This window comes from Dermatophilus sp. B7861-1, from assembly GCF_058996045.1.
This window is the reverse complement of record NZ_CM180082.1, coordinates 1,781,212-1,801,378: the sequence shown is the minus strand read 5'-3', so window position 1 is coordinate 1,801,378 and position 20,167 is coordinate 1,781,212. Positions and strand designations below refer to the sequence as shown.

Here is a 20,167-nt window from a genome sequence, read left to right as displayed (position 1 = left end):
GGTCAGATGATGATGTGAGCGAGGGCGAATCCGATGGTTACTGCATAGGTGATTGCCAGTACGCCGGGGATGAGGAATGGATGGTTGAAGACTGCTCTGCCGATGCGGGTGCTTCCGGTGTCGTCCATTTCGACTGCTGCGAGCAAGGTCGGGTAAGTCGGTAGAACGAAGAGAGCAGATACGGCGGGGAATGCTGCCAGTGCTGCGCCGGGGGCTACGCCTAGGGCTAGAGCTGAGGGGATGAGTGCTTTGGCTGTGGCGGCTTGTGAGTAGAGAAGGGATGCGGCGAAGAAGAGAACTACTGCAAGTAGCCAGGGGTATTGGGTGAGTAGGGTTCCTGCAGCTCCTTTGATTGCGGCGGTGTGTGCGTGGACGAAAGTTGTTCCCAGCCATGCAACGCCGAGCACGCAGATGGAGGCGCTCATACCTGATTTAAAGGTTGATGCGTTGAGGACTTCACTGGCGGGGACTTTGCTGATGAGCACGATGGCCGCAGCGATTGTCAGCATAAAAGCGATGATGGCTTGGTCACGGGTCATCGGGGGGTTTTCAATGAGGCCGACTTTGTCAGAGATCGCAGTGGCGTAGCTCATGATGGCGATAAGTCCGATGAGGAAGATGAGGACTGATGTGCGGGCGTTGGGGGCTGGTTCTTGGTTTTGGTGTTTGCGTGATTCGACGGTGCCTGCTGCAAGTCGTTCTTGATAGATCGGGTCTTTGTGAAGGGGACTGTTGGGGTTGAATTTGTCGATGAGCATCATTGTGAATGCGGTGAGCATGCATGCGATGAATGTGGATGGTATGGCTACGCCGAGTACTTGTAGGTAGCCGATTCCTTGTTTTTCGAGGGTGCTTGAGAAGAACACCACTGCCGCTGAGATGGGGGAGGCGGTGATGGCGATTTGGGAGGCGACCACGGCTACTGAGAGTGGGCGTGAGGGGCGGATGTCGTTTTCTTTAGCTACTTCGGTGATGACAGGCATGGTGGAGAAAGCTGTGTGCCCGGTGCCTGCCATGAGGGTCATGAGGTAGGTCACGACGGGGGCGAGGATGGTGAGGTGTTTGGGGTTTTTTCGGAGGAGTTTTTCGGCGAGGTTGACGAGGTAATCCATTCCGCCTGCTACTTGCATTGCTGCGATGGCGCAGATGACGGACATGATGATGGAGATCACGTCGAGTGGCATGTCGCCGGGGGATACGCCTAGGAGGGCTAGTGCGAGTACTCCTAGGCCGCCGACGAAACCGATGGCGATGCCGCCGAGTCTCGCGCCGAGGAGGATTGCGGTGAGGACGATTAAAAGGTGAATCCAGATCATCGAGCAGCCTGTGGGTCGGAGGGAGTCCCGTTTTCTGCGAGTTCGCGCAGGTCGCGGGGGCGCATGAGGTTTTCGCGTGAAAGTGCGCGATCGAGCAGGTCTGCGTCCATGAGTTCTCGTTCGAGGACGATTTCGCGGACGCTTTTACCTGTTGCGGCGGCTTCTTTGCCGACGGCGTCACCGGCTGTGTGGCCGATGTAGTCGTTGAGGTAGGTAACCACGCCGATGGAGTTCGTGACGTATTCGTGGCATACGTCGGGGTTGGCGGTGATGCCTTGAATGCATTTGGTGCGCAGGGTAATGCAGGCGTTTTTGAGTAGTGAGATGGACTCGAAGAGCGCTTGGGCAATGACGGGTTCCATGACGTTGAGTTGGAGTTGTCCGGCTTCTGCGGCGAGGGAGACGGTGAGGTCGTTGCCCATGACTTTGAAGCAGACCTGGTTAACGACTTCAGGTATGACGGGGTTCACTTTGGCGGGCATGATCGATGATCCTGCTTGCATTTCGGGCAGGTTGATTTCGTTGAGTCCTGCGCGGGGTCCGGAGGATAGGAGGCGTAGATCGTTGCAGATTTTGGAGAGTTTGACAGCAAGGCGTTTGAGTGCTGCGTGGGCCATGACGTAAGCCCCGCAGTCGCTGGTGGCTTCAATGAGGTTGGGGGCGGGGACGCAGGGGCGGCCGCTGACTCGAGCGAGGTTGACGAGGGCGAGGTTGGCGTATTCGGGGGGTGTGTTGAGTCCGGTTCCGATAGCTGTGGCGCCGAGGTTCATTTCGAGTAGGAGGGTGCGGGCATTGTCGAGGTGGCGGAGTTCTTCTCCGAGGGTGACGGCGAAGGCAGTGAATTCTTGGCCGAGGGTCATGGGGACGGCGTCTTGAAGTTGAGTGCGTCCCATTTTGAGGATTTCGGTGAATTCGTCGCCTTTGTTGGCGAAGGTGGCGTTGAGTTCGCCCAGTGTGTCTGCTAGGTCGCCGAGCATGGTGTCGACGGCGAGGCGGAATCCGCAGGGGTATGCATCGTTGGTGGATTGGCTGCGGTTGACGTCATCGTTGGGGTTGACGATTTTGTAGTTTCCTTTGGGCTCACCGAGGTGTTCGAGGGCTAGGTTGGCGATGACTTCGTTGGTGTTCATGTTGAGGGATGTGCCGGCGCCGCCTTGGAATACGTCGATGGGGAATTGGTCCATGCAGCGGTTGTTGTCGAGCATTTGGTCGCAGGCCCAGATGATTGCGTCGGCGGTTTCGGGTTTGAGTGCTCCGAGGGTTTTGTTGGTCATTGCTGCGGCTTTTTTGACCATGACCATGCCGCGGATCATGGCGGGGGTGTCATTGATGGTGTGTCCGGAGATGGGGAAGTTTTCGATGGCTCTGGTGGCGTGGATGCCGTAGTAGGCGTTGGCGGGGACGTCTTTGCTTCCGAGTAGGTCGGTTTCGGTGCGGGTGGTGCTCATGTGTGTCTCCTTGTTTTGGTGTGTGGGATTCTGTTGTTGAAGGTGCGGTCTGGTGGTTTAAGCATGCTCTTTTGGTGATGTGGCCGGGCTTGTTTTGGGGGTGTATTAGCTGGATGTGAGGGGGTTATCAGGGCGGTGCTGGGGGTCACGTGGGAAGAGGTTGTTGAAGGTGGTAGGTCGGTGGGGTGATCTGGTCTTCGGTGGGGATTCTTGATAGGATGGTGAGTCGACCGGTCGGCCTGCGTATGCAAAGTCATTCATCTGTGAAAGATGTTGTGGTTTAGCGGTGTAGGTGGACATCAAGTGAGGCACTCCCTGCTTCCACCTGTTTATCGCTTTTGCGTTCGGGTCACGGGTCTTCGACATTGATTTGTCGTGTGTCGGGTCTTTCGGGGACCTGAGTCTCGTGTTGGGTGATGCCTTTCGTGATGTCTGCGAGAGGCATTTTTTGTGTCCCAGGTGTCCGTGGTTCGAGAAGTTTGTGGAGGTTTGCTCTGCTGGCTTCTCGAGGCATGGCCTCTGTGGGCAGCCTGGCCGGGCGAGGTGTTCAAAGAGGATCGCCTCGTTAGGGATCCACGAGATTAAAGGAGCGCGACATCAGCGAAGCCCGTATTAATGACCGCATTCGAGTGCCCAAGGTTCGATTGGTTGGACCGAACGGCGAGCAGGCCGGGATCGTCAATATTGATGAGGCCTTGCGTCTGGCTGCGGAGGTTGATCTCGACTTGGTCGAGGTTGCCCCTAATGCCAATCCGCCGGTGGCCAAGCTCATGGATTATGGCAAGTACAAGTACGAAGCCGCTTTGAAAGCCCGTGAGTCCCGCAAGAACCAGGTCAATACGGTCATCAAGGAGATCAAGCTCCGACCGAAGATCGATGCGCACGACTACGAGACGAAGAAGGGCCATGTTGTCCGATTCCTTTCTGGTGGTGACAAGGTCAAGGTGACGATCATGTTCCGTGGTCGGGAGCAGTCCCGCCCGGAGTTGGGGTTCCGTCTGCTCCAGCGTTTGGCTGATGATGTCGCCGAACTAGGAACGGTGGAAAGCCAACCAAAGCAGGATGGCCGGAACATGGTGATGGTGGTCGCTCCAACGAAGAAGAAGTCAGAAGCTAAGGCTGAGCAGCGTCGTAAGCGTGACGAGTCTGCTCGGGCGGCTGCGCAGGCTAAAGCTGAGAAGCAAGTGCCGGCAGCAGCGGCTGAGACTGCAGCTGAAGAGCCAGTCGAGCAGGCCTGAGGCTCTGCTTCACAGGATCGGCTCGCTGATCCTTTTGGCGGATGTTGTTTCATGCTTCGTCCGTATCGCCGGTTTACCGGCAGTAATAGCGCCAACCGGCGCCCATCCGCGTGTTTCGCGTGTGATGGCCCGACAGCGACAAGGAGATCGGCCCATGCCGAAGAACAAGACTCACAGTGGTGCGAAGAAGCGCTTCCGCCTTACCGGTACCGGCAAGGTTATGCGCGAGCAGGCGGGCCAGCGTCACCTTCTCGAGCGCAAGTCGAGCAAGCAGATTCGTCGTATGCAGGATGACCAGGTTCTTGCGCCGCAGGACGCCAAGAAGGTCAAGAAGCTTCTCGGCAAGTAAGCCACTCGCACACCGAACATATTTTCCGCTGTAAGGCTTTAAGTCTTCCGGTGCCCGGCCTGTAAAGGCCGTGAGGTGCGGGTGCGGATCCGATTAGCAAGGAGAATCACGTGGCACGCGTGAAGCGGGCGGTTAACGCCCACAAGAAGCGTCGTACGACCCTCGAGCGAGCCAGCGGTTACCGCGGTCAGCGTTCTCGCCTGTATCGCAAGGCGAAGGAGCAGGTCACTCACTCATTCGTTTACAGCTACCGCGACCGTCGTGCGCGCAAAGGCGACTTCCGTCGTCTCTGGATTCAGCGCATCAACGCTGCAGCTCGTGCGAACGGTATGACGTACAACCGTTTCATTCAGGGACTGAAAGCTGCTGAGGTTGATGTCGACCGCCGTATGCTAGCTGAGTTGGCTGTTTCTGACCCTGCTGCGTTTACTGCGCTGGTGGAAATCGCCAAGGCGAACGTTCCGGCTCAGTCGAAGGGTGAGCAGGACTCCTGATCCTCAGCGCAGCTACGATCGCTGCGTGAGTATTCAAAGCAATCGACGAACCCGTTCCATCCTCGATAATCCGAGAGCGGAGCGGGTTCGTCGTGTTCGTGCATTGCTTCGCCGGAGTGTGCGGCAAAAAGAGGGAAGATTTCTCGCAGAGGGGCCACAAGCAGTTCGGGAGGCAGTGGCTTGGTGTCCACGATCAATTATTGATGTTTATGTTGATCCGCATGGTCGCGAGCGGCATAAGGACATTATCGATGCGGCGTTGGCTGCGGGAGTTTTCGTTCATGAGGTGACTGCTGAAGTATTGGCTGTGATGGCCGATACGGAGAGCCCGCAAGGCGTTTTGGCCGTGGTCGAGAAAGTAGACGTGCCATTAGAGAAGATCCTTGAAGAGGGATCTGATCGTCCTCGGATGCTTGTCATGCTGGCTGCGGTGCGTGATCCAGGTAATGCAGGGACCGTTTTGCGGGGCGCAGACGCGATGGGTGCGGATGCGGTTTTGGTTGGTTCTTCAAGCGTGGATTTGTACAACCCGAAGGTAGTTCGCTCAACTGTGGGTTCGTTGTTCCATCTGCCTGTTGTTACGGGAGTCGATGTGCAGAGCACGTTGATGCGGCTTCGTGAAGAGGCTGGTGTGGTTGCTTATGCCGCAGATGGTGAGGGAGATACACCTATCGCTGAGGCAGATTTGACGCGTTCTCATGTGTGGGTGATGGGAAATGAAGCTTGGGGGCTCACGGAAGAGATGAGTGCTTCTTGTGATCAGGTTGTCTCAATTCCTCTTCATCGAGCAGAGTCGCTAAACCTTGCAATGGCAGCCACGATTTGTATGTTCGCTTCGTCTCAGGCGCGTGGTTGATGGTGCTGGTCTTTTAAATGGCGTAGTCGATGATGACGGGACAGTGATCGGAGATACGGGAGTCTGGAGAGCTGTCTTTGTCTGTGGTGTCGTTAACGGCGGTTTCGGCGAGTTTTGGTGTGGCTAAGTGGTAGTCGATACGCCATCCGACGTCTTTGGTAAAAGATTGTCCGCGCCAGCTCCACCAGCTGTACGGTCCGGGGGTGGGGCCGTGACGGTGCCGGATGACATCAATGAATTTTCGGGGCGAGAGGATTTTGCTGAGCCACTCTCGTTCGATGGGAAGGAAGCCTTCAGAGCGGCGATTTGCTCGCCAGTTGGTGACATCCCAGTTTTCGTGGGCGATATTGAAGTCTCCCATGACGAGTAGTTCGCGGCCTCGTGCTTTTGCTTGCCTTCGTGCGCGGGTGAGTTGTCTATCTAGTCCGGTGAGAAAATCCATTTTCCGGAGGTGTTTTGCACCGCCGTCCATAGGTTCGCGAGAGTTTCCGGGGCGTTGTAGATCTGCTGGTAGGCCTCCTTTGGGTACGTATAAAGAGATGACTGTGATTGGTGCTTCTGCCAGGTCTACTTCGATCCAGCGGCCTTCGTGTATGAATTTTTTGAGTTCGCGTGCCAGGTGCGTGGGAGAACTCTCTCGCTGTGGTGTTGGGTAGGAATCGGCTTCGCCATTGTTGGGGGTGAAGATGGTTGCGAGGTGAGTAAGGTTCCAGGTGCGTACATCTTCGGGTGGTTGTTTTGTGAGGATGGCGACGCCGTTTCGGCCGGGGAGTGTGCCGGGGTTGTAGGCGGTGTAGTAGGGGCCGAAGGCATTGGTGGGGAGTACTTCGAGTGAGGCTCGTACTTCTTGGAGTGCGATCACGTCGCAGTTGCGTTCTTGAAGCCAGCAAGTGAATCCGCGGCGGTGTGCGGCACGAATGCCATTGATGTTGAAGGTGGCGATACGCTGCATTTTTACAAGAGTAGTGCTGTGTGATTGTGCAGAAGCGTCCGTATGGGTGCGGCACTCATGCGCTCTCGCCTTTAGGATCAGGTACGTGTCCGGACCCAATACGAATTACGATCCTGTAGAGGTGAGCGCTTTGTCGGCCGAGTCGGTCGAGGCTGCGCTTGCAGATGCCCTTGCTGCTGTGGAGGCTGCGGGGGATCTGGATGAGTTGAAAGCTGCGCGTGTTGCGCATGCTGGCGAGAAGAGCCCGTTGGCTTTGGCGAATCGTGAAATTGGAGCGTTGCCGCCAAGTGCTAAGGCTGAAGCTGGCAAACGTGTCGGTGCTGCACGTGGGCAGATTGGTCGTGCTTTGGCTGCACGGCAGGAGATCTTGGAGGCTGAGCATGAAGAGAAGATGCTGGCCGAGGAGACTATCGATGTAACGGTCGTTCCTGAACGTCGCCGTATTGGTGCTCGGCACCCGATCTCACTGATGTCAGAGCGGATTGCTGACATTTTTGTCGGTATGGGATGGGAAATCGCTGATGGTCCGGAAGTCGAGGCGGAGTGGTTTAACTTTGACTCTTTGAACTTTGCTCCTGACCATCCGGCGCGGGCGATGCAGGACACCTTTTTCGTGGAGCCTGCCGATGGTGGGTTGGTGTTGCGGACGCATACTTCGCCAGTTCAGATGCGAGTGTTGCACGAGCGGGATTTGCCTGTATACGTGGCCGTTCCGGGCAAGGTTTTCCGCACGGATGATTTGGATGCCACGCATACACCTGTCTTTCACCAAATTGAAGGTTTGGCGGTTGATAAGGGCCTGACGATGGCCCATCTACGGGGTACCTTGGACCGATTCTTGTCTGAGTTGGTTCAGGCAGAGGTGGTGACGAGGCTGCGGCCGTCGTTCTTCCCGTTCACTGAGCCAAGTGCTGAGATGGATGTGCAGTGCTGGGCGTGTGCCGGTGGTGAGGCATCGTGTCGGGTGTGCGGAGGTACTGGTTGGATCGAGCTTGGTGGCTGCGGCATGGTTAATCGGAACGTGTTGCTGGCTGCTGGAATTGATCCGGAGGTTTATACCGGTTTTGCGTTTGGGTTGGGTATTGAGCGTGCCTTGATGTTGCGGCACGGGGTGAAAGACATGTTTGACATCGTTGAGGGTGACGTGCGTTTCAGCACCCAGTTTGGCTTGGAGATCTGATGCGGGTACCGATTTCGTGGTTGAGGGACATCGTGGGCAAGAACTCCTTGCCTGATGAGATGACTGCTGAGCAAGTGGCAGCAGCATTGGTGCGCGTAGGCCTTGAAGAAGAGGCCATTCTTGGCGGTGAAATCTCTGGGCCGTTGGTGGTTGGCCGCGTGCTGACGCGTGTTGAAGAGCCCCAGAAGAATGGCAAAGTCATCAACTGGTGCACGGTGGATGTTGGTGAAAACGGGCAGCGTCTTTCTGAACAAAAAGATCAGGAGATTGTGTGCGGGGCACACAACTTTGATGTTGGTGATCTTGTTGTTGTTGTGCTTCCTGGCGCCGTGCTTCCTGGTGGGTTCGAGATCAGTGCCCGTAAGACGTATGGGCATATGAGTAACGGCATGATTTGTGCAGAAGATGAGCTTGGTCTAGGTGAAGATCACGAGGGAATCATCGTTCTGACGGAGTACTTCAAGAACAATCCGGACAAGCTTGCTCGTTGCGTGCCTGGTGCGGATGCTATTGAGTTGCTCGGTCTGGATGAGAAAGTTGTTGAAATCAACGTCACGCCTGATCGGGGTTACGCCTTCTCGATGCGCGGGGTGGCTCGTGATTTTGCTTTGTCGGTAGGCGCTCCGGTGGTGGACCCTGCTGTAGATGCGGCTTCGCGGGCACCGGAGGGCAACGAATCTGGTTATGAGGTTCGCCTGGAAGACGAAAATCCTATTCGCGGTAATGATGGGTGTGATCGTTACGTTGCGCGTGTTGTGCGTGGCGTGAATCCTGATACGCCTACGCCTGAGTGGATGGTTCAGCGGCTGGTGCAGTCGGGGATGCGTCCGATTTCATTTGTGGTTGATGTGACGAATTACGTCATGTTGCTGCTTGGCAATCCGTTGCATGCGTTTGATCTTTCTCAGCTTGAAGGACCGATCGTGGTTCGTCGGGCTAGGCCTGATGAGAAGTTGACGACGCTAGATGGGGTGGAGCGGGAGCTCCATGGCGAGGATCTCGTTATTACTGACTCAGGTGAGAAACCGCTGGTGTTGGCGGGTGTGATGGGAGGAATGGGGGTTGAGGTCACCGATAAGACGACAGATGTTTTGATTGAAGCTGCTTGTTTTGATCCGGTGAGTGTTGCTCGTTCTTCGCGGCGTCATCGGTTGAGTAGCGAGTCGTCGAAGCGTTTTGAGCGAGGTGTCGATCCTGCTCTTGCTCCGGCTGCTGCGGAGATGGTGGCAGATTTGTTGGTTCGTTATGCCGGTGGTACGGCGGATGAAGGTGTTACGGATGTGGGGGAGCGTGCTGCGCTGGCGCGTATTACCACACCGTTCACCATGTCTATGCATGAGCCGGAGCGGCTAGTGGGGCTGAAGTGGACGCCGGCGCAGATTGGTGAGGAATTGTCGCGGCTGGGAGTGTCAGCCACGGGCAATGGTGATGGAACGTTGAGCATTGTTGCGCCCTCATGGCGTCCAGATTTGCGGACAGGAGCCGATGTTGTTGAAGAGTTGGCTCGTTTACGGGGGTATGAGCAGATTGGGTCTGTTCTCCCCGCGGCTCCTGGTGGTCGAGGTTTAACGGTTGCTCAGCGTGTTGTGCGTCGTGTTTCGGATACTTTGGCGAATGCAGGATTCGTTGAGGTGCTGACGTATCCCTTTGTGGCTTCTGAGCGTTTCGATGAGTTGCAGTATGGCGAGGAAGATGAGCGTCGTGTTGCGCGTCGTCTGGTGAATCCGCTTCGCGCTGAGCAGCCGTTATTGCGTACGACGGTTTTGTCAACGCTGGTTGATGCTGCGGCGCGTAACGTGGCTCGAGGAATTCGGGATGTTGCTGTTTTCGAGGTGGGCCGTGTTGTGCACGGTGTTGAGGAGCCGGTAGCAGCGCCAGTGCCTGCTGTAGGTGCCAAGCCTGAAGCGGAGGTTTTGGCGCAGATTGATCAGGCGCTGCCTCAGCAACCGCATCACGTGGCTTTCGTGGCTGCGGGAGCTGCGGTTTCTGCTGCGCCTGGTGTTGAGGCGCGTGCGTTTGATGCAGCTGATGTCATTGGTGCTGTGCTTGAAGTCGGTCGAGCATTGGGACTGAACTTGGTAGTTGAAGCTGCTGAGTGCGCGCCGTGGCATCCGGGACGTTGTGCCAAGGTTTCTACAGAATTTGGTGAGTGTGTCGGTTATGCGGGTGAGTTGGCTCCGCGTGTTTGCAAGGCAGTTGATTTGCCTGCGCGCACGTGTGCAGCAGAGCTGAACGTTGATGTTTTGATCGATGCGTTCGCTGCTTGTCGTGCTCAGGCTGTGAAGTTGTCAACGTTGCCTGTAGCGAATACGGATGTCGCCTTGGTTGTGGATGAGGTGGTTTCGGCAGCAGAGGTGGAGTCGGCCTTGCGTGAAGGGGCCGGGCCGTTGTTGGAAGAGCTGACTCTGTTCGATGTGTTCCGTGGGGAGCAGGTCGGTGAGGGTAAGAAGTCGTTGGCATATCGGTTGACGTTCCGCCCTCGGGAGAAAACGCTTAAGACGACGCAGGTTAGTGCACTGCGTGATGATGCGGTTGCAGCAGCTAAGAAGGCTACTGGAGCGGAGTTGCGTGGTTGATGTGAGTGTGAGCGGTGTGCGTAGCGCGCCGGTCGCTGTTGTGACAGGTGCGTCTCGAGGTATCGGGGCGCATCTGTCTGCAGCATTTGCGGCGGCTGGTTATGTGGTGGAGAAGTCTTCTCGTAGTGGTGAGGGGGAGAAGGTTCGGGTTCTGGATGTGTCGGATTCGGCTGCGGTGAAGGCGTACGTGGATGAGGTTGTTGAACGCTGGGGTCGCCTTGATGTTCTTGTCAATAACGCTGGTGTTATTGATGACGAAGTGGTGTTGTGGCAGGCAGATCCGGATCAATGGTGGCGCACAGTTGAGGTGGATGTGCGGGGGCCGTTTTTATTAGCGCGTTTTGCTGTTCCATATATGTTGATGGCTGGGGGTGGCCGTATCATTAATATTAATTCTGGTGCTGGTACTCGCGCGAGCGATATATCGACTGCTTATTATGTGGCGAAAACGGCTTTGAGCCGGATAACTGGTGGGTTGCATGCCGCCGGGTTTGTTCGTGGTTTGCGTGCTTTTGATTTGGCGCCTGGTGTTGTGCAGACCGATATGACTGCGGGTATGGGAGTGCATGCGGGGCGTGATGACTGGACTGATCCGGCTGCGGTTACTGATTTGGCACTGGGGTTGGCTTCGGGGTGCCTAGATGCATGGTCTGGTCGCATGGTTCGGGCGGGGGTTGACACGGTCGAGTCTTTGAAGGCTGTAGGCGACCGTGGCTTAAGGCCTGATTCACGAACTGTGGGGTTGCTTAGTTTTGGTGAGGACGATCCTTTAGGGCAGTGAAAATGAACCTAGTCTACATACTCATGCATATCCCTGTATCAGTATGTAGATTAGGTTCATGTATTTTTTGCTGCGATATGCGTCTGTAGCTAGGTGTGTTTCTGGGGTGTGGTGTGGCTGGATATCGGGGATGCCTCTGAGATGTAGGAGCTGCTGGATCACCTTCTCAGGACGGGTGTGAGTGATGGGCGCAGTTCAGTCGCGTAGCGCCCGGTTGGCTCGTATCGCGGAAATTTTAGAGAGCTGTGATGTTGGTTCACAGGCAGAGCTGTCGGATGCGTTGAATGCGGATGGGTATTCGGTTACGCAAGCAACTTTGTCGCGTGATCTGCTCGAGTTGGGGGCAGTAAAGGTTCGGCGTGGCGCTCAATTGGTTTATTCGATCCCAGGTGATGATGCCGGTTCTGGTGGGGTTCCTCGTGAAGAGGTAAATGCTCGGCTGCGTCGTTTGTGTGCGGAATTGATGATTTCTGCGGATGCGTCCGGGCCAATGGTTGTTTTACGTACTCCTCCGGGAGCTGCGAATTACCTTGCAGCGGCGATAGATAAAGCTTTGGTCTCTGGCGAAGGTTCTGCAATTGGGACTGTGGCGGGGGATGACACGGTGTTGATTGTGGCGGCTGATGCTTCTGGCGGTGATGCGTTATTGAAGCGTTTGTCATCGATGGCGTCGGGAGAAGGCAGATCGGTTACGGGCGGGTAGCGTCTGGCATCGAGATGGTTTGTTGGTGTGTGGGAAGGATGTGGGTGTTGTGAGCGACGTGAATGTAGTTGAAGGTTTGGCGTTGTGGGGAGGGAGGTTTTCGGGTGGCCCTGCAGATGCCTTGGCAGCTTTGTCGAAATCTACGCATTTTGATTGGCGGTTGGCTCGGTATGACTTGGCTGGCTCTCAGGCACATGCGCGGGCATTGCATCGGGCGGGTTTGCTGTCTGATGAAGAGGTCGAGACGATGCTTGAGGGGCTTGGGCAACTTGCTGACGATGTTGAGTCAGGAGAGTTTATTGCTGAAGAAGGTGATGAAGATGTGCATACGGCGTTGGAGCGTGGCTTGATTGAGCGGGTTGGGGCTGAGTTGGGCGGGCGTTTGCGGGCGGGGCGGTCGCGAAATGATCAAGTGGCAACGCTGTTTCGTATGTATCTGCGGGATAGTTCTCGGGTGGTTGCTGGGCTAGTTTTGGATGTAGTCGATGCGTTGCTAGATCAGGCGGATGCGAATTTTGATGTGATCATGCCTGGTCGTACGCATTTGCAGCATGCGCAGCCTGTTTTGTTGGCACACCATCTTGCTGCGCATGCGTGGGCGCTTTTGCGTGATGTGGAGAGATGGAGGGATTGGGATGAGAGAACTGCTGTTTCGCCGTATGGGTCTGGGGCGCTGGCTGGAAGTACTTTAGGTTTAGATCCAGATCAAGTTGCTTATGATTTGGGGTTTTCTGGCGCTGTCGAGAACTCGATTGATGGAACAGCTTCTCGTGATTTTGTGACAGAGTTCTCTTTTGTATCTGCCCAGACAGGTGTTGATATTTCACGTATTGCTGAAGAAGTTATTCTTTGGGCTACGAAAGAGTTCGGTTTTATTGTGCTGGATGACTCTTTCTCGACAGGTTCCAGTATCATGCCTCAAAAAAAGAATCCAGATGTTGCTGAACTTGCTAGAGGTAAATCGGGAAGGCTGATTGGTGATTTAACAGGTTTGTTGAGTACCTTGAAGGGGCTCCCGTTGGCATATAACCGTGACTTACAAGAAGATAAAGAGCCAGTTTTTGATGCGATAGACACCTTAGAGGTGTTGTTGCCGGCATTTTCGGGGATGGTTTCGACGTTGACTTTCTGCGGTAACCGTATGGGAGATTTGGCTCCGCAGGGATTCTCGCTGGCGACGGATATTGCGGAATGGTTGGTGCGGCAAGGTGTTCCGTTCCGTGTGGCTCATGAAGTCGCTGGGGCTTGCGTGCAGGAGTGTGAGAAGCGGGGCATTGAGTTGGATGAGCTTTCGGATGAGGACTTTGAGAGCATCTCGGAGCATTTGCATGGGGGAGTGCGGGATGTCCTGACCGTTACTGGTTCTGTGGAGTCACGGGATGGTAAGGGTGGCACGGCCCCTATGAGGGTGAGGGAGCAGTTACTGAAGGCTCGGCAGGTAAGTGCCTGGCAGCGAGGATGGGTGGGCAAAGTTCCTGCATGGCGTGGTTGACTGATCCTGTGTGGGAATGTGTTGCATAGCGTTTCCTGCGCAAGATGATGGGCGTTATCGGTGCACTATGACGAGAGAGGTCGAACGAGCGTGACGCATGTGCTCGACGAGCTGGAATGGCGTGGCTTGATTCACGCGACTACCGATGTAGAGAAGCTTCGGGAGGAGCTTTCGACGCCTACGACGGTCTATTGCGGTTTTGATCCGACGGCGCCGTCTTTGCATTTTGGTAATCTCGTTCAGTTGGTGGTGTTGCGGATTTTTCAGCGGCACGGTCACAATGTGATTGCTTTGGTGGGTGGCTCGACTGGTTTGATCGGAGACCCGCGTCCGACGAGCGAGCGGATTTTGAAAACAAAAGAGCAGACTGCTGAATGGGTGGAACGCTTAAAATCACAGATGCGCCCTTTCTTGGAGTTTGAGGGTGACAATCCAGCCCGAATGGTTAATAACCTAGATTGGACTGAAGGATTATCTGCGCTCGATTTTTTGCGTGATTTTGGCAAGCACTTTCGAGTGAATCATATGGTGAAGAAAGATGCAGTTGCTGCGCGCCTGAACTCTCAGGAGGGTATTTCTTACACTGAGTTCAGTTATCAGATCCTTCAGGCGATGGACTTCCGGTTCCTCTATAAGGAGTACGGGTGCACGGTCCAGACGGGCGGAAGTGATCAGTGGGGGAATCTCACGGCTGGAGCGGACTTGGTGGGCCGCATGGATGGCGGTCAGGTGCACGCTGTAGTGACCCCGATCCTGACGGATAGCTCAGGTGAGAAATTCGGTAAATCTGCAGGTAATGCTGTCTGGCTGGACCCTGCTATGACGAGTCCTTATGCGTTCTACCAGTACTGGCTGAACGTTGAGGATGCGTCGGTGATCAAGCTGTTGAAGGTTTTCGGTAATCGTGATGCTGCTCAGGTTGAGGCTCTGGAGCGCGCGGTTGCTGAGGAGCCTTTCCGTAGGGCGGCACAGAAAGCCTTGGCGCACGATGTCACTCTTTTGGTTCACGGGGAAAAAGCGGTGAGCGATGTGGAGGCTGCGTCAGCTGCGCTTTTTGGTGGAGCTTCCTTGGCTGATCTGGATGCACAGACTCTTGTGGATGCTACGTCTGAGTTGCCCAGTGCGACTGTGGTTGCTGGCGCAGAGGTAGTTGATCTTCTTGTGGCGACGAAGCTTTCTGAATCGCGTAAGTCGGCACGTCGCACTATTGGCGAGGGGGGTGTGTCGATCAATAACGTCAAGCTGCTAGATCCTGCCGCTGTATTGCGAGAAGAAGACTTCCTAGGTGGCAAGGTTGCGGTGCTTAAGCGAGGTCGGAAAAACATGGCCGCGGTGTATCGCGAGAGTTAGAGGAGAGAATCCTCTTGCATGCTCATGCGGCGCTCCTCTTCAGAGGCTCTGATCAGCAGATTTGTCAGTTTAAGTGCCGCATGAGTAATGTTCTTCTTGTTCGCCCGGCAGGGAGGAACGGAAACGGCTTCTCGGCTGTGGTTAGTCTCGCTTCGAAGTTACCTTCGAGAAAAGCGGGAAGTTGCACCGAGCTGAGTGGCCTGGTAAGATTGCTTCTCGGCTCAAGCGCTTAAGTAGCGCTGGTCGAAGATAGTCGATCGCCTCTGATGGGGAAATTCTTGTACTAGAGTTTCTTAGTCGTGTGCGTCCGATGCTTGAGAACTCAACAGCGTGCCATGAATAATCGATGCCAATTGTTTGTTGGTTGAAGTCAATTCGGACAATAGTCGCTATAAGGAATGTAGTGACATTAATTGTCAGTGTTGTTTCGGCCAGGATTTTCCTGCGTTCGTGGTAACTAGTTTTCTAGTTACGTGTACGTGGGTGTGATTTCTTTTTGGAGAGTTTGATCCTGGCTCAGGACGAACGCTGGCGGCGTGCTTAACACATGCAAGTCGAACGATGAAGCCCAGCTTGCTGGGTGGATTAGTGGCGAACGGGTGAGTAACACGTGAGTAATCTGCCCCTCACTTTGGGATAAGCCCCGGAAACGGGGTCTAATACTGAATATGACCTTTCCTCGCATGAGGTTTGGTGGAAAGTTTTTTCGGTGGGGGATGTGCTCGCGGCCTATCAGCTTGTTGGTGAGGTAACGGCTCACCAAGGCGACGACGGGTAGCCGGCCTGAGAGGGTGAACGGCCACACTGGGACTGAGATACGGCCCAGACTCCTACGGGAGGCAGCAGTGGGGAATATTGCACAATGGGCGAAAGCCTGATGCAGCGACGCCGCGTGAGGGATGAAGGCCTTCGGGTTGTAAACCTCTTTCAGCAGGGGAGAAGCGAAAGTGACGGTACCTGCAGAAGAAGCACCGGCTAACTACGTGCCAGCAGCCGCGGTAATACGTAGGGTGCGAGCGTTGTCCGGAATTATTGGGCGTAAAGAGCTTGTAGGCGGTTTGTCGCGTCTGCTGTGAAAATCCAGGGCTTAACCCTGGACGTGCAGTGGGTACGGGCAGGCTAGAGTGTGGTAGGGGAGACTGGAATTCCTGGTGTAGCGGTGAAATGCGCAGATATCAGGAGGAACACCGATGGCGAAGGCAGGTCTCTGGGCCATTACTGACGCTGAGAAGCGAAAGCATGGGTAGCGAACAGGATTAGATACCCTGGTAGTCCATGCCGTAAACGTTGGGCGCTGGGTGTGGGGTCCATTCCACGGATTCTGCGCCGTAGCTAACGCATTAAGCGCCCCGCCTGGGGAGTACGGCCGCAAGGCTAAAACTCAAAGGAATTGACGGGGGCCCGCACAAGCGGCGGAGCATGCGGATTAATTCGATGCAACGCGAAGAACCTTACCAAGGCTTGACATACACCGGAAAAGTGCAGAGATGTACTCCCCTTTTTGGTCGGTGTACAGGTGGTGCATGGTTGTCGTCAGCTCGTGTCGTGAGATGTTGGGTTAAGTCCCGCAACGAGCGCAACCCTCGTTGCATGTTGCCAGCACGTAATGGTGGGGACTCATGTGAGACTGCCGGGGTCAACTCGGAGGAAGGTGGGGATGACGTCAAATCATCATGCCCCTTATGTCTTGGGCTTCACGCATGCTACAATGGCCGGTACAGAGTGCTGCGATACCGTGAGGTGGAGCGAATCACTTAAAGCCGGTCTCAGTTCGGATTGGGGTCTGCAACTCGACCCCATGAAGTCGGAGTCGCTAGTAATCGCAGATCAGCAACGCTGCGGTGAATACGTTCCCGGGCCTTGTACACACCGCCCGTCAAGTCACGAAAGTTGGTAACACCCGAAGCCGGTGGCCTAACCCTTGTGGGGGGAGCCGTCGAAGGTGGGACTGGCGATTGGGACTAAGTCGTAACAAGGTAGCCGTACCGGAAGGTGCGGCTGGATCACCTCCTTTCTAAGGAGCCCCTCTTAATAGAGGCACCCTTTATGTTCGTCGAGTGTACGAACTGGGGTGTTGCTCATGGGTGGAACATCGATTATGTGGCTTACCTGTTTTTGGTTTTGGAGTACTGCTTCTGTTTCTTTATTGAGACGTATGAGCGTGGAAACAAAGACAGTTTCGGTTAGGTCACGTTTGGCGCGTTGTTGGGTTTTGAGGTATCGGCCGTATAGCTGGTAACTCTACGAATGTGCCTCTCTCGAAAACGGGTAGGTTTTCTACTTGGATTCGGGTGTGGGCTGGTGTTTTGAGAACTGCACAGTGGACGCGAGCATCTGATTCTTTGTGTGTCAAGTTTTTAAGGGCGCACGGTGGATGCCTTGGTACCAGGAACCGATGAAGGACGTAGTAATCTGCGATAAGCCTCGGGTAGTCGATAAACAGGCTGTGATCCGAGGATTTCCGAATGGGGAAACCCGGCTGGAGTCATGTCCAGTCACCTACACCTGAACACATAGGGTGTGTGGAGGGAACGCGGGGAAGTGAAACATCTCAGTACCTGCAGGAAGAGAAAACAATAGTGATTCCGTGAGTAGTGGCGAGCGAAAGCGGATGAGGCTAAACCGATTGCATGTGATAGCTGTCAGGCGTTGTGTGATCGGGGTTGTGGGATCGTGCGTGCACCACTGACATGGTGCGGCGGAGTGATAAATACGTGTCATAGTCGAAACGTCTTGAATGGCGTGGCGTAGAGGGTGCGACCCCCGTAGACGAAATGGCGTGTACTCCGTGTGCGTTTCCCGAGTAGCACGGGGCCCGTGAAATCCTGTGTGAATCTGTCGGGACCACCCGATAAGCCTAAATATTACCTGGTGACCGATAGCGGACTAGTACCGTGAGGGAAAGGTGAAAAGTACCCCGGGAGGGGAGTGAAATAGTACCTGAAACCGTGTGCCTACAATCCGTTGGAGCCTCTTTGTGGGGTGACAGCGTGCCTTTTGAAGAATGAGCCTGCGAGTTAGTGCTTCGTGGCGAGGTTAACCCGTGTGGGGTAGCCGTAGCGAAAGCGAGTCTGAATAGGGCGTTTGAGTCGCGGGGTCTAGACCCGAAGCGGAGTGATCTACCCATGGCCAGGTTGAAGCGACGGTAAGACGTCGTGGAGGACCGAACCCACTTAGGTTGAAAACTGAGGGGATGAGCTGTGGGTAGGGGTGAAAGGCCAATCAAACTCCGTGATAGCTGGTTCTCCCCGAAATGCATTTAGGTGCAGCGTCACGTGTTTCTTGCCGGAGGTAGAGCTACTGGATAGCTGATGGGCCTTACCAGGTTACTGACGTTAGCCAAACTCCGAATGCCGGTAAGTGAAGCGTGGCAGTGAGACTGCGGGGGATAAGCTTCGTAGTCGAGAGGGAAACAGCCCAGATCATCAGCTAAGGTCCCTAAGCGTGTGCTAAGTGGAAAAGGATGTGGAGTTGCAGTGACAACCAGGAGGTTGGCTTAGAAGCAGCCATCCTTGAAAGAGTGCGTAATAGCTCACTGGTCAAGTGATTCCGCGCCGACAATGTAGCGGGGCTCAAGTACACCACCGAAGCTGTGGCAACGAAAGTTGGGTAGGGGAGCGTCGTGTAGCGTGTGAAGCTGCGGAGTGATCCAGTGGTGGATGCTACACGAGTGAGAATGCAGGCATGAGTAGCGAATGACGGGTGAGAAACCCGTCCGCCGAATAACCAAGGGTTCCAGGGTCAAGCTAATCTGCCCTGGGTAAGTCGGGGCCTAAGGCGAGGCCGACAGGCGTAGTCGATGGATAACGGGTTGATATTCCCGTACCGGCGAAACACCGCCAATACTGAGGCCTTTGATGCTAAGCGTGTGATGCTTGCTTATGGCCCTTCGGGGTTGTTTGCGGGTTGAGTGCGTGATCCGATTTGGTAGTAGGTAAGCGATGGAGTGACGCAGGAAGGTAGCCTCCGCGTGGCGATGGTTGTCCACGTTCAAGCATGTGAGGTGCCGGGTAGGTAAATCCGCCCGGTGTGTCCTGAGGTGTGATGATGACCCCTTTTGGGGGAAGTAGGGTGATCCTATGCTGCCTAGAAAAACTTCTAGCGAGGTGTGAGCCGCCCGTACCCTAAACCGACTCAGGTGGTTTGGTAGAGTATACCGAGGCGATCGAGTGAATCATGGTTAAGGAATTCGGCAAAATGCCCCCGTAACTTTGGGAGAAGGGGGGCCGGAGCCCTGAAGACTTTTCTGTCTAGGGGTGATGGCCGCAGAGACCAGGGAGAAGCGACTGTTTACTAAAAACACAGGTCCGTGCGAACATGTAAGTGGATGTATACGGACTGACGCCTGCCCGGTGCTGGAACGTTAAGGGGACCGGTTAGCCCTTCGGGGTGAAGCTGAGAACTTAAGCGCCAGTAAACGGCGGTGGTAACTATAACCATCCTAAGGTAGCGAAATTCCTTGTCGGGTAAGTTCCGACCTGCACGAATGGCGTAACGACTTCTCTACTGTCTCGACCATGAGCTCGGCGAAATTGCAATACGAGTAAAGATGCTCGTTTCGCGCAGAAGGACGGAAAGACCCCGGGACCTTTACTATAGCTTGGTATTGGTGTTCGGTGCGGCTTGTGTAGGATAGGTGGGAGACTGTGAAGCATGCACGCTAGTGTGTGTGGAGTCGTTGTTGAAATACCACTCTGGTCGTATTGGATGTCTAACTTCGAACCATGATCTGGTTCAGGGACAGTGCCTGGTGGGTAGTTTAACTGGGGCGGTTGCCTCCTAAAAGGTAACGGAGGCGCCCAAAGGTTCCCTCAGCCTGGTTGGTAATCAGGTGTTGAGTGTAAGTGCACAAGGGAGCTTGACTGTGAGACGGACGTGTCGAGCAGGGACGAAAGTCGGGACTAGTGATCCGGCCGTGGTTAGTGGATACGCGGTCGCTCAACGGATAAAAGGTACCCCGGGGATAACAGGCTGATCTTGCCCAAGAGTCCATATCGACGGCATGGTTTGGCACCTCGATGTCGGCTCGTCGCATCCTGGGGCTGGAGTTGGTCCCAAGGGTTGGGCTGTTCGCCCATTAAAGCGGTACGCGAGCTGGGTTTAGAACGTCGTGAGACAGTTCGGTCCCTATCCTCTGCGCGCGTGTGAGATTTGAGAAGGGCTGTCCCTAGTACGAGAGGACCGGGATGGACGAACCTCTGGTGTGTCAGTTGTCCTGCCAAGGGCATGGCTGATTGGCTACGTTCGGGAGCGATAACCGCTGAAAGCATCTAAGCGGGAAGCGTGCTTCAAGATGAGATCTCGATGCCTCCTTGCGAGGTGTGAGGCTCCCACTAGACGAGTGGGTTGATAGGCCAGGTGTGGAAGCGCAGTGATGTGTGGAGCTGACTGGTACTAATTGGCCGATGGCTTGATACACACTTTTAAGAGTT

Annotated in this window: 13 protein-coding genes and 2 rRNA genes; 12 read left to right on the top strand and 3 right to left on the bottom strand. The window is 55.1% G+C overall.

The window, feature by feature from the left end:
- Window positions 1-2 precede the first annotated feature (2 nt).
- Together AC2T9U_RS07950 and aspA are read right to left on the bottom strand one after the other, a co-directional pair.
- Entirely contained in the window at window positions 3-1,316 is a 1,314-nt protein-coding gene (locus AC2T9U_RS07950) for an anaerobic C4-dicarboxylate transporter (RefSeq protein WP_493695747.1), read from the bottom strand.
- The gene (aspA, locus tag AC2T9U_RS07945) at window positions 1,313-2,764 is read right to left on the bottom strand and encodes an aspartate ammonia-lyase (RefSeq protein WP_493695746.1); all 1,452 of its coding nucleotides are present in this window, start codon (window positions 2,762-2,764) and stop codon (window positions 1,313-1,315) included. The genes AC2T9U_RS07950 and aspA overlap by 4 nt, the downstream gene beginning before the upstream one ends.
- A gap of 629 nt (window positions 2,765-3,393) precedes the next feature.
- On the opposite strand from aspA, the gene infC reads away from it, so the two are divergent.
- The 4 genes from infC (at window position 3,394) to AC2T9U_RS07925 (ending at window position 5,701) form a co-directional block, all read left to right on the top strand.
- Window positions 3,394-4,002 (top strand): translation initiation factor IF-3, encoded by a 609-nt coding sequence (gene infC, locus AC2T9U_RS07940; protein ID WP_493695745.1) that lies wholly within the window; start codon window positions 3,394-3,396, stop codon window positions 4,000-4,002.
- 154 nt (window positions 4,003-4,156) lie between these two features.
- Window positions 4,157-4,351 carry a 50S ribosomal protein L35 gene (rpmI, locus tag AC2T9U_RS07935; protein WP_028326906.1) on the top strand — a complete coding sequence of 65 codons (195 nt, stop codon included), beginning with the start codon at window positions 4,157-4,159 and terminating at the stop codon, window positions 4,349-4,351.
- 110 nt (window positions 4,352-4,461) lie between these two features.
- Window positions 4,462-4,845 (top strand): 50S ribosomal protein L20, encoded by a 384-nt coding sequence (gene rplT / locus AC2T9U_RS07930; protein ID WP_115029695.1) that lies wholly within the window; start codon window positions 4,462-4,464, stop codon window positions 4,843-4,845.
- Window positions 4,846-4,870: 25 nt separating this feature from the next.
- Entirely contained in the window at window positions 4,871-5,701 is an 831-nt protein-coding gene (locus tag AC2T9U_RS07925) for a TrmH family RNA methyltransferase (RefSeq protein WP_493695744.1), read from the top strand.
- A gap of 13 nt (window positions 5,702-5,714) precedes the next feature.
- Here the strand turns inward: AC2T9U_RS07925 and AC2T9U_RS07920 are convergent, their stop codons facing one another.
- Window positions 5,715-6,653, bottom strand: a complete 939-nt coding sequence (locus AC2T9U_RS07920; RefSeq protein ID WP_493695743.1) for an exodeoxyribonuclease III — start codon at window positions 6,651-6,653, stop codon at window positions 5,715-5,717.
- Between the two features lie 85 nt (window positions 6,654-6,738).
- On the opposite strand from AC2T9U_RS07920, the gene pheS reads away from it, so the two are divergent.
- The 8 genes from pheS to AC2T9U_RS07880 all read left to right on the top strand — a co-directional run bounded on the left by pheS (window position 6,739) and on the right by AC2T9U_RS07880 (window position 20,153).
- Window positions 6,739-7,833, top strand: coding sequence for a phenylalanine--tRNA ligase subunit alpha (pheS, locus tag AC2T9U_RS07915; RefSeq protein WP_115032444.1), 1,095 nt, complete (start codon window positions 6,739-6,741; stop codon window positions 7,831-7,833).
- Window positions 7,833-10,409, top strand: a complete 2,577-nt coding sequence (pheT, locus tag AC2T9U_RS07910) for a phenylalanine--tRNA ligase subunit beta (protein ID WP_493695742.1) — start codon at window positions 7,833-7,835, stop codon at window positions 10,407-10,409. The genes pheS and pheT overlap by 1 nt, the downstream gene beginning before the upstream one ends.
- Window positions 10,402-11,190: an SDR family NAD(P)-dependent oxidoreductase gene (locus tag AC2T9U_RS07905; RefSeq protein WP_493695741.1), complete on the top strand. Its 789-nt coding sequence runs from the start codon at window positions 10,402-10,404 to the stop codon at window positions 11,188-11,190. The genes pheT and AC2T9U_RS07905 overlap by 8 nt, the downstream gene beginning before the upstream one ends.
- Before the next feature lie 184 nt (window positions 11,191-11,374).
- A complete protein-coding gene (locus tag AC2T9U_RS07900; protein ID WP_115029700.1) occupies window positions 11,375-11,893 on the top strand; it encodes an arginine repressor in 519 nt (172 codons plus the stop codon).
- 49 nt (window positions 11,894-11,942) lie between these two features.
- The gene (gene argH / locus AC2T9U_RS07895; protein WP_493695740.1) at window positions 11,943-13,385 is read left to right on the top strand and encodes an argininosuccinate lyase; all 1,443 of its coding nucleotides are present in this window, start codon (window positions 11,943-11,945) and stop codon (window positions 13,383-13,385) included.
- A gap of 90 nt (window positions 13,386-13,475) precedes the next feature.
- On the top strand, window positions 13,476-14,735 hold the full coding sequence (tyrS, locus tag AC2T9U_RS07890) for a tyrosine--tRNA ligase (RefSeq protein ID WP_115029702.1): 1,260 nt from the start codon (window positions 13,476-13,478) through the stop codon (window positions 14,733-14,735).
- A gap of 493 nt (window positions 14,736-15,228) precedes the next feature.
- Window positions 15,229-16,749 (top strand): 16S ribosomal RNA (locus tag AC2T9U_RS07885).
- Window positions 16,750-17,082: 333 nt separating this feature from the next.
- Window positions 17,083-20,153: ribosomal RNA gene (locus AC2T9U_RS07880) — 23S ribosomal RNA — on the top strand.
- The 16S and 23S rRNA genes sit together here, the layout of an rRNA operon.
- Window positions 20,154-20,167: the final 14 nt, after the last annotated feature.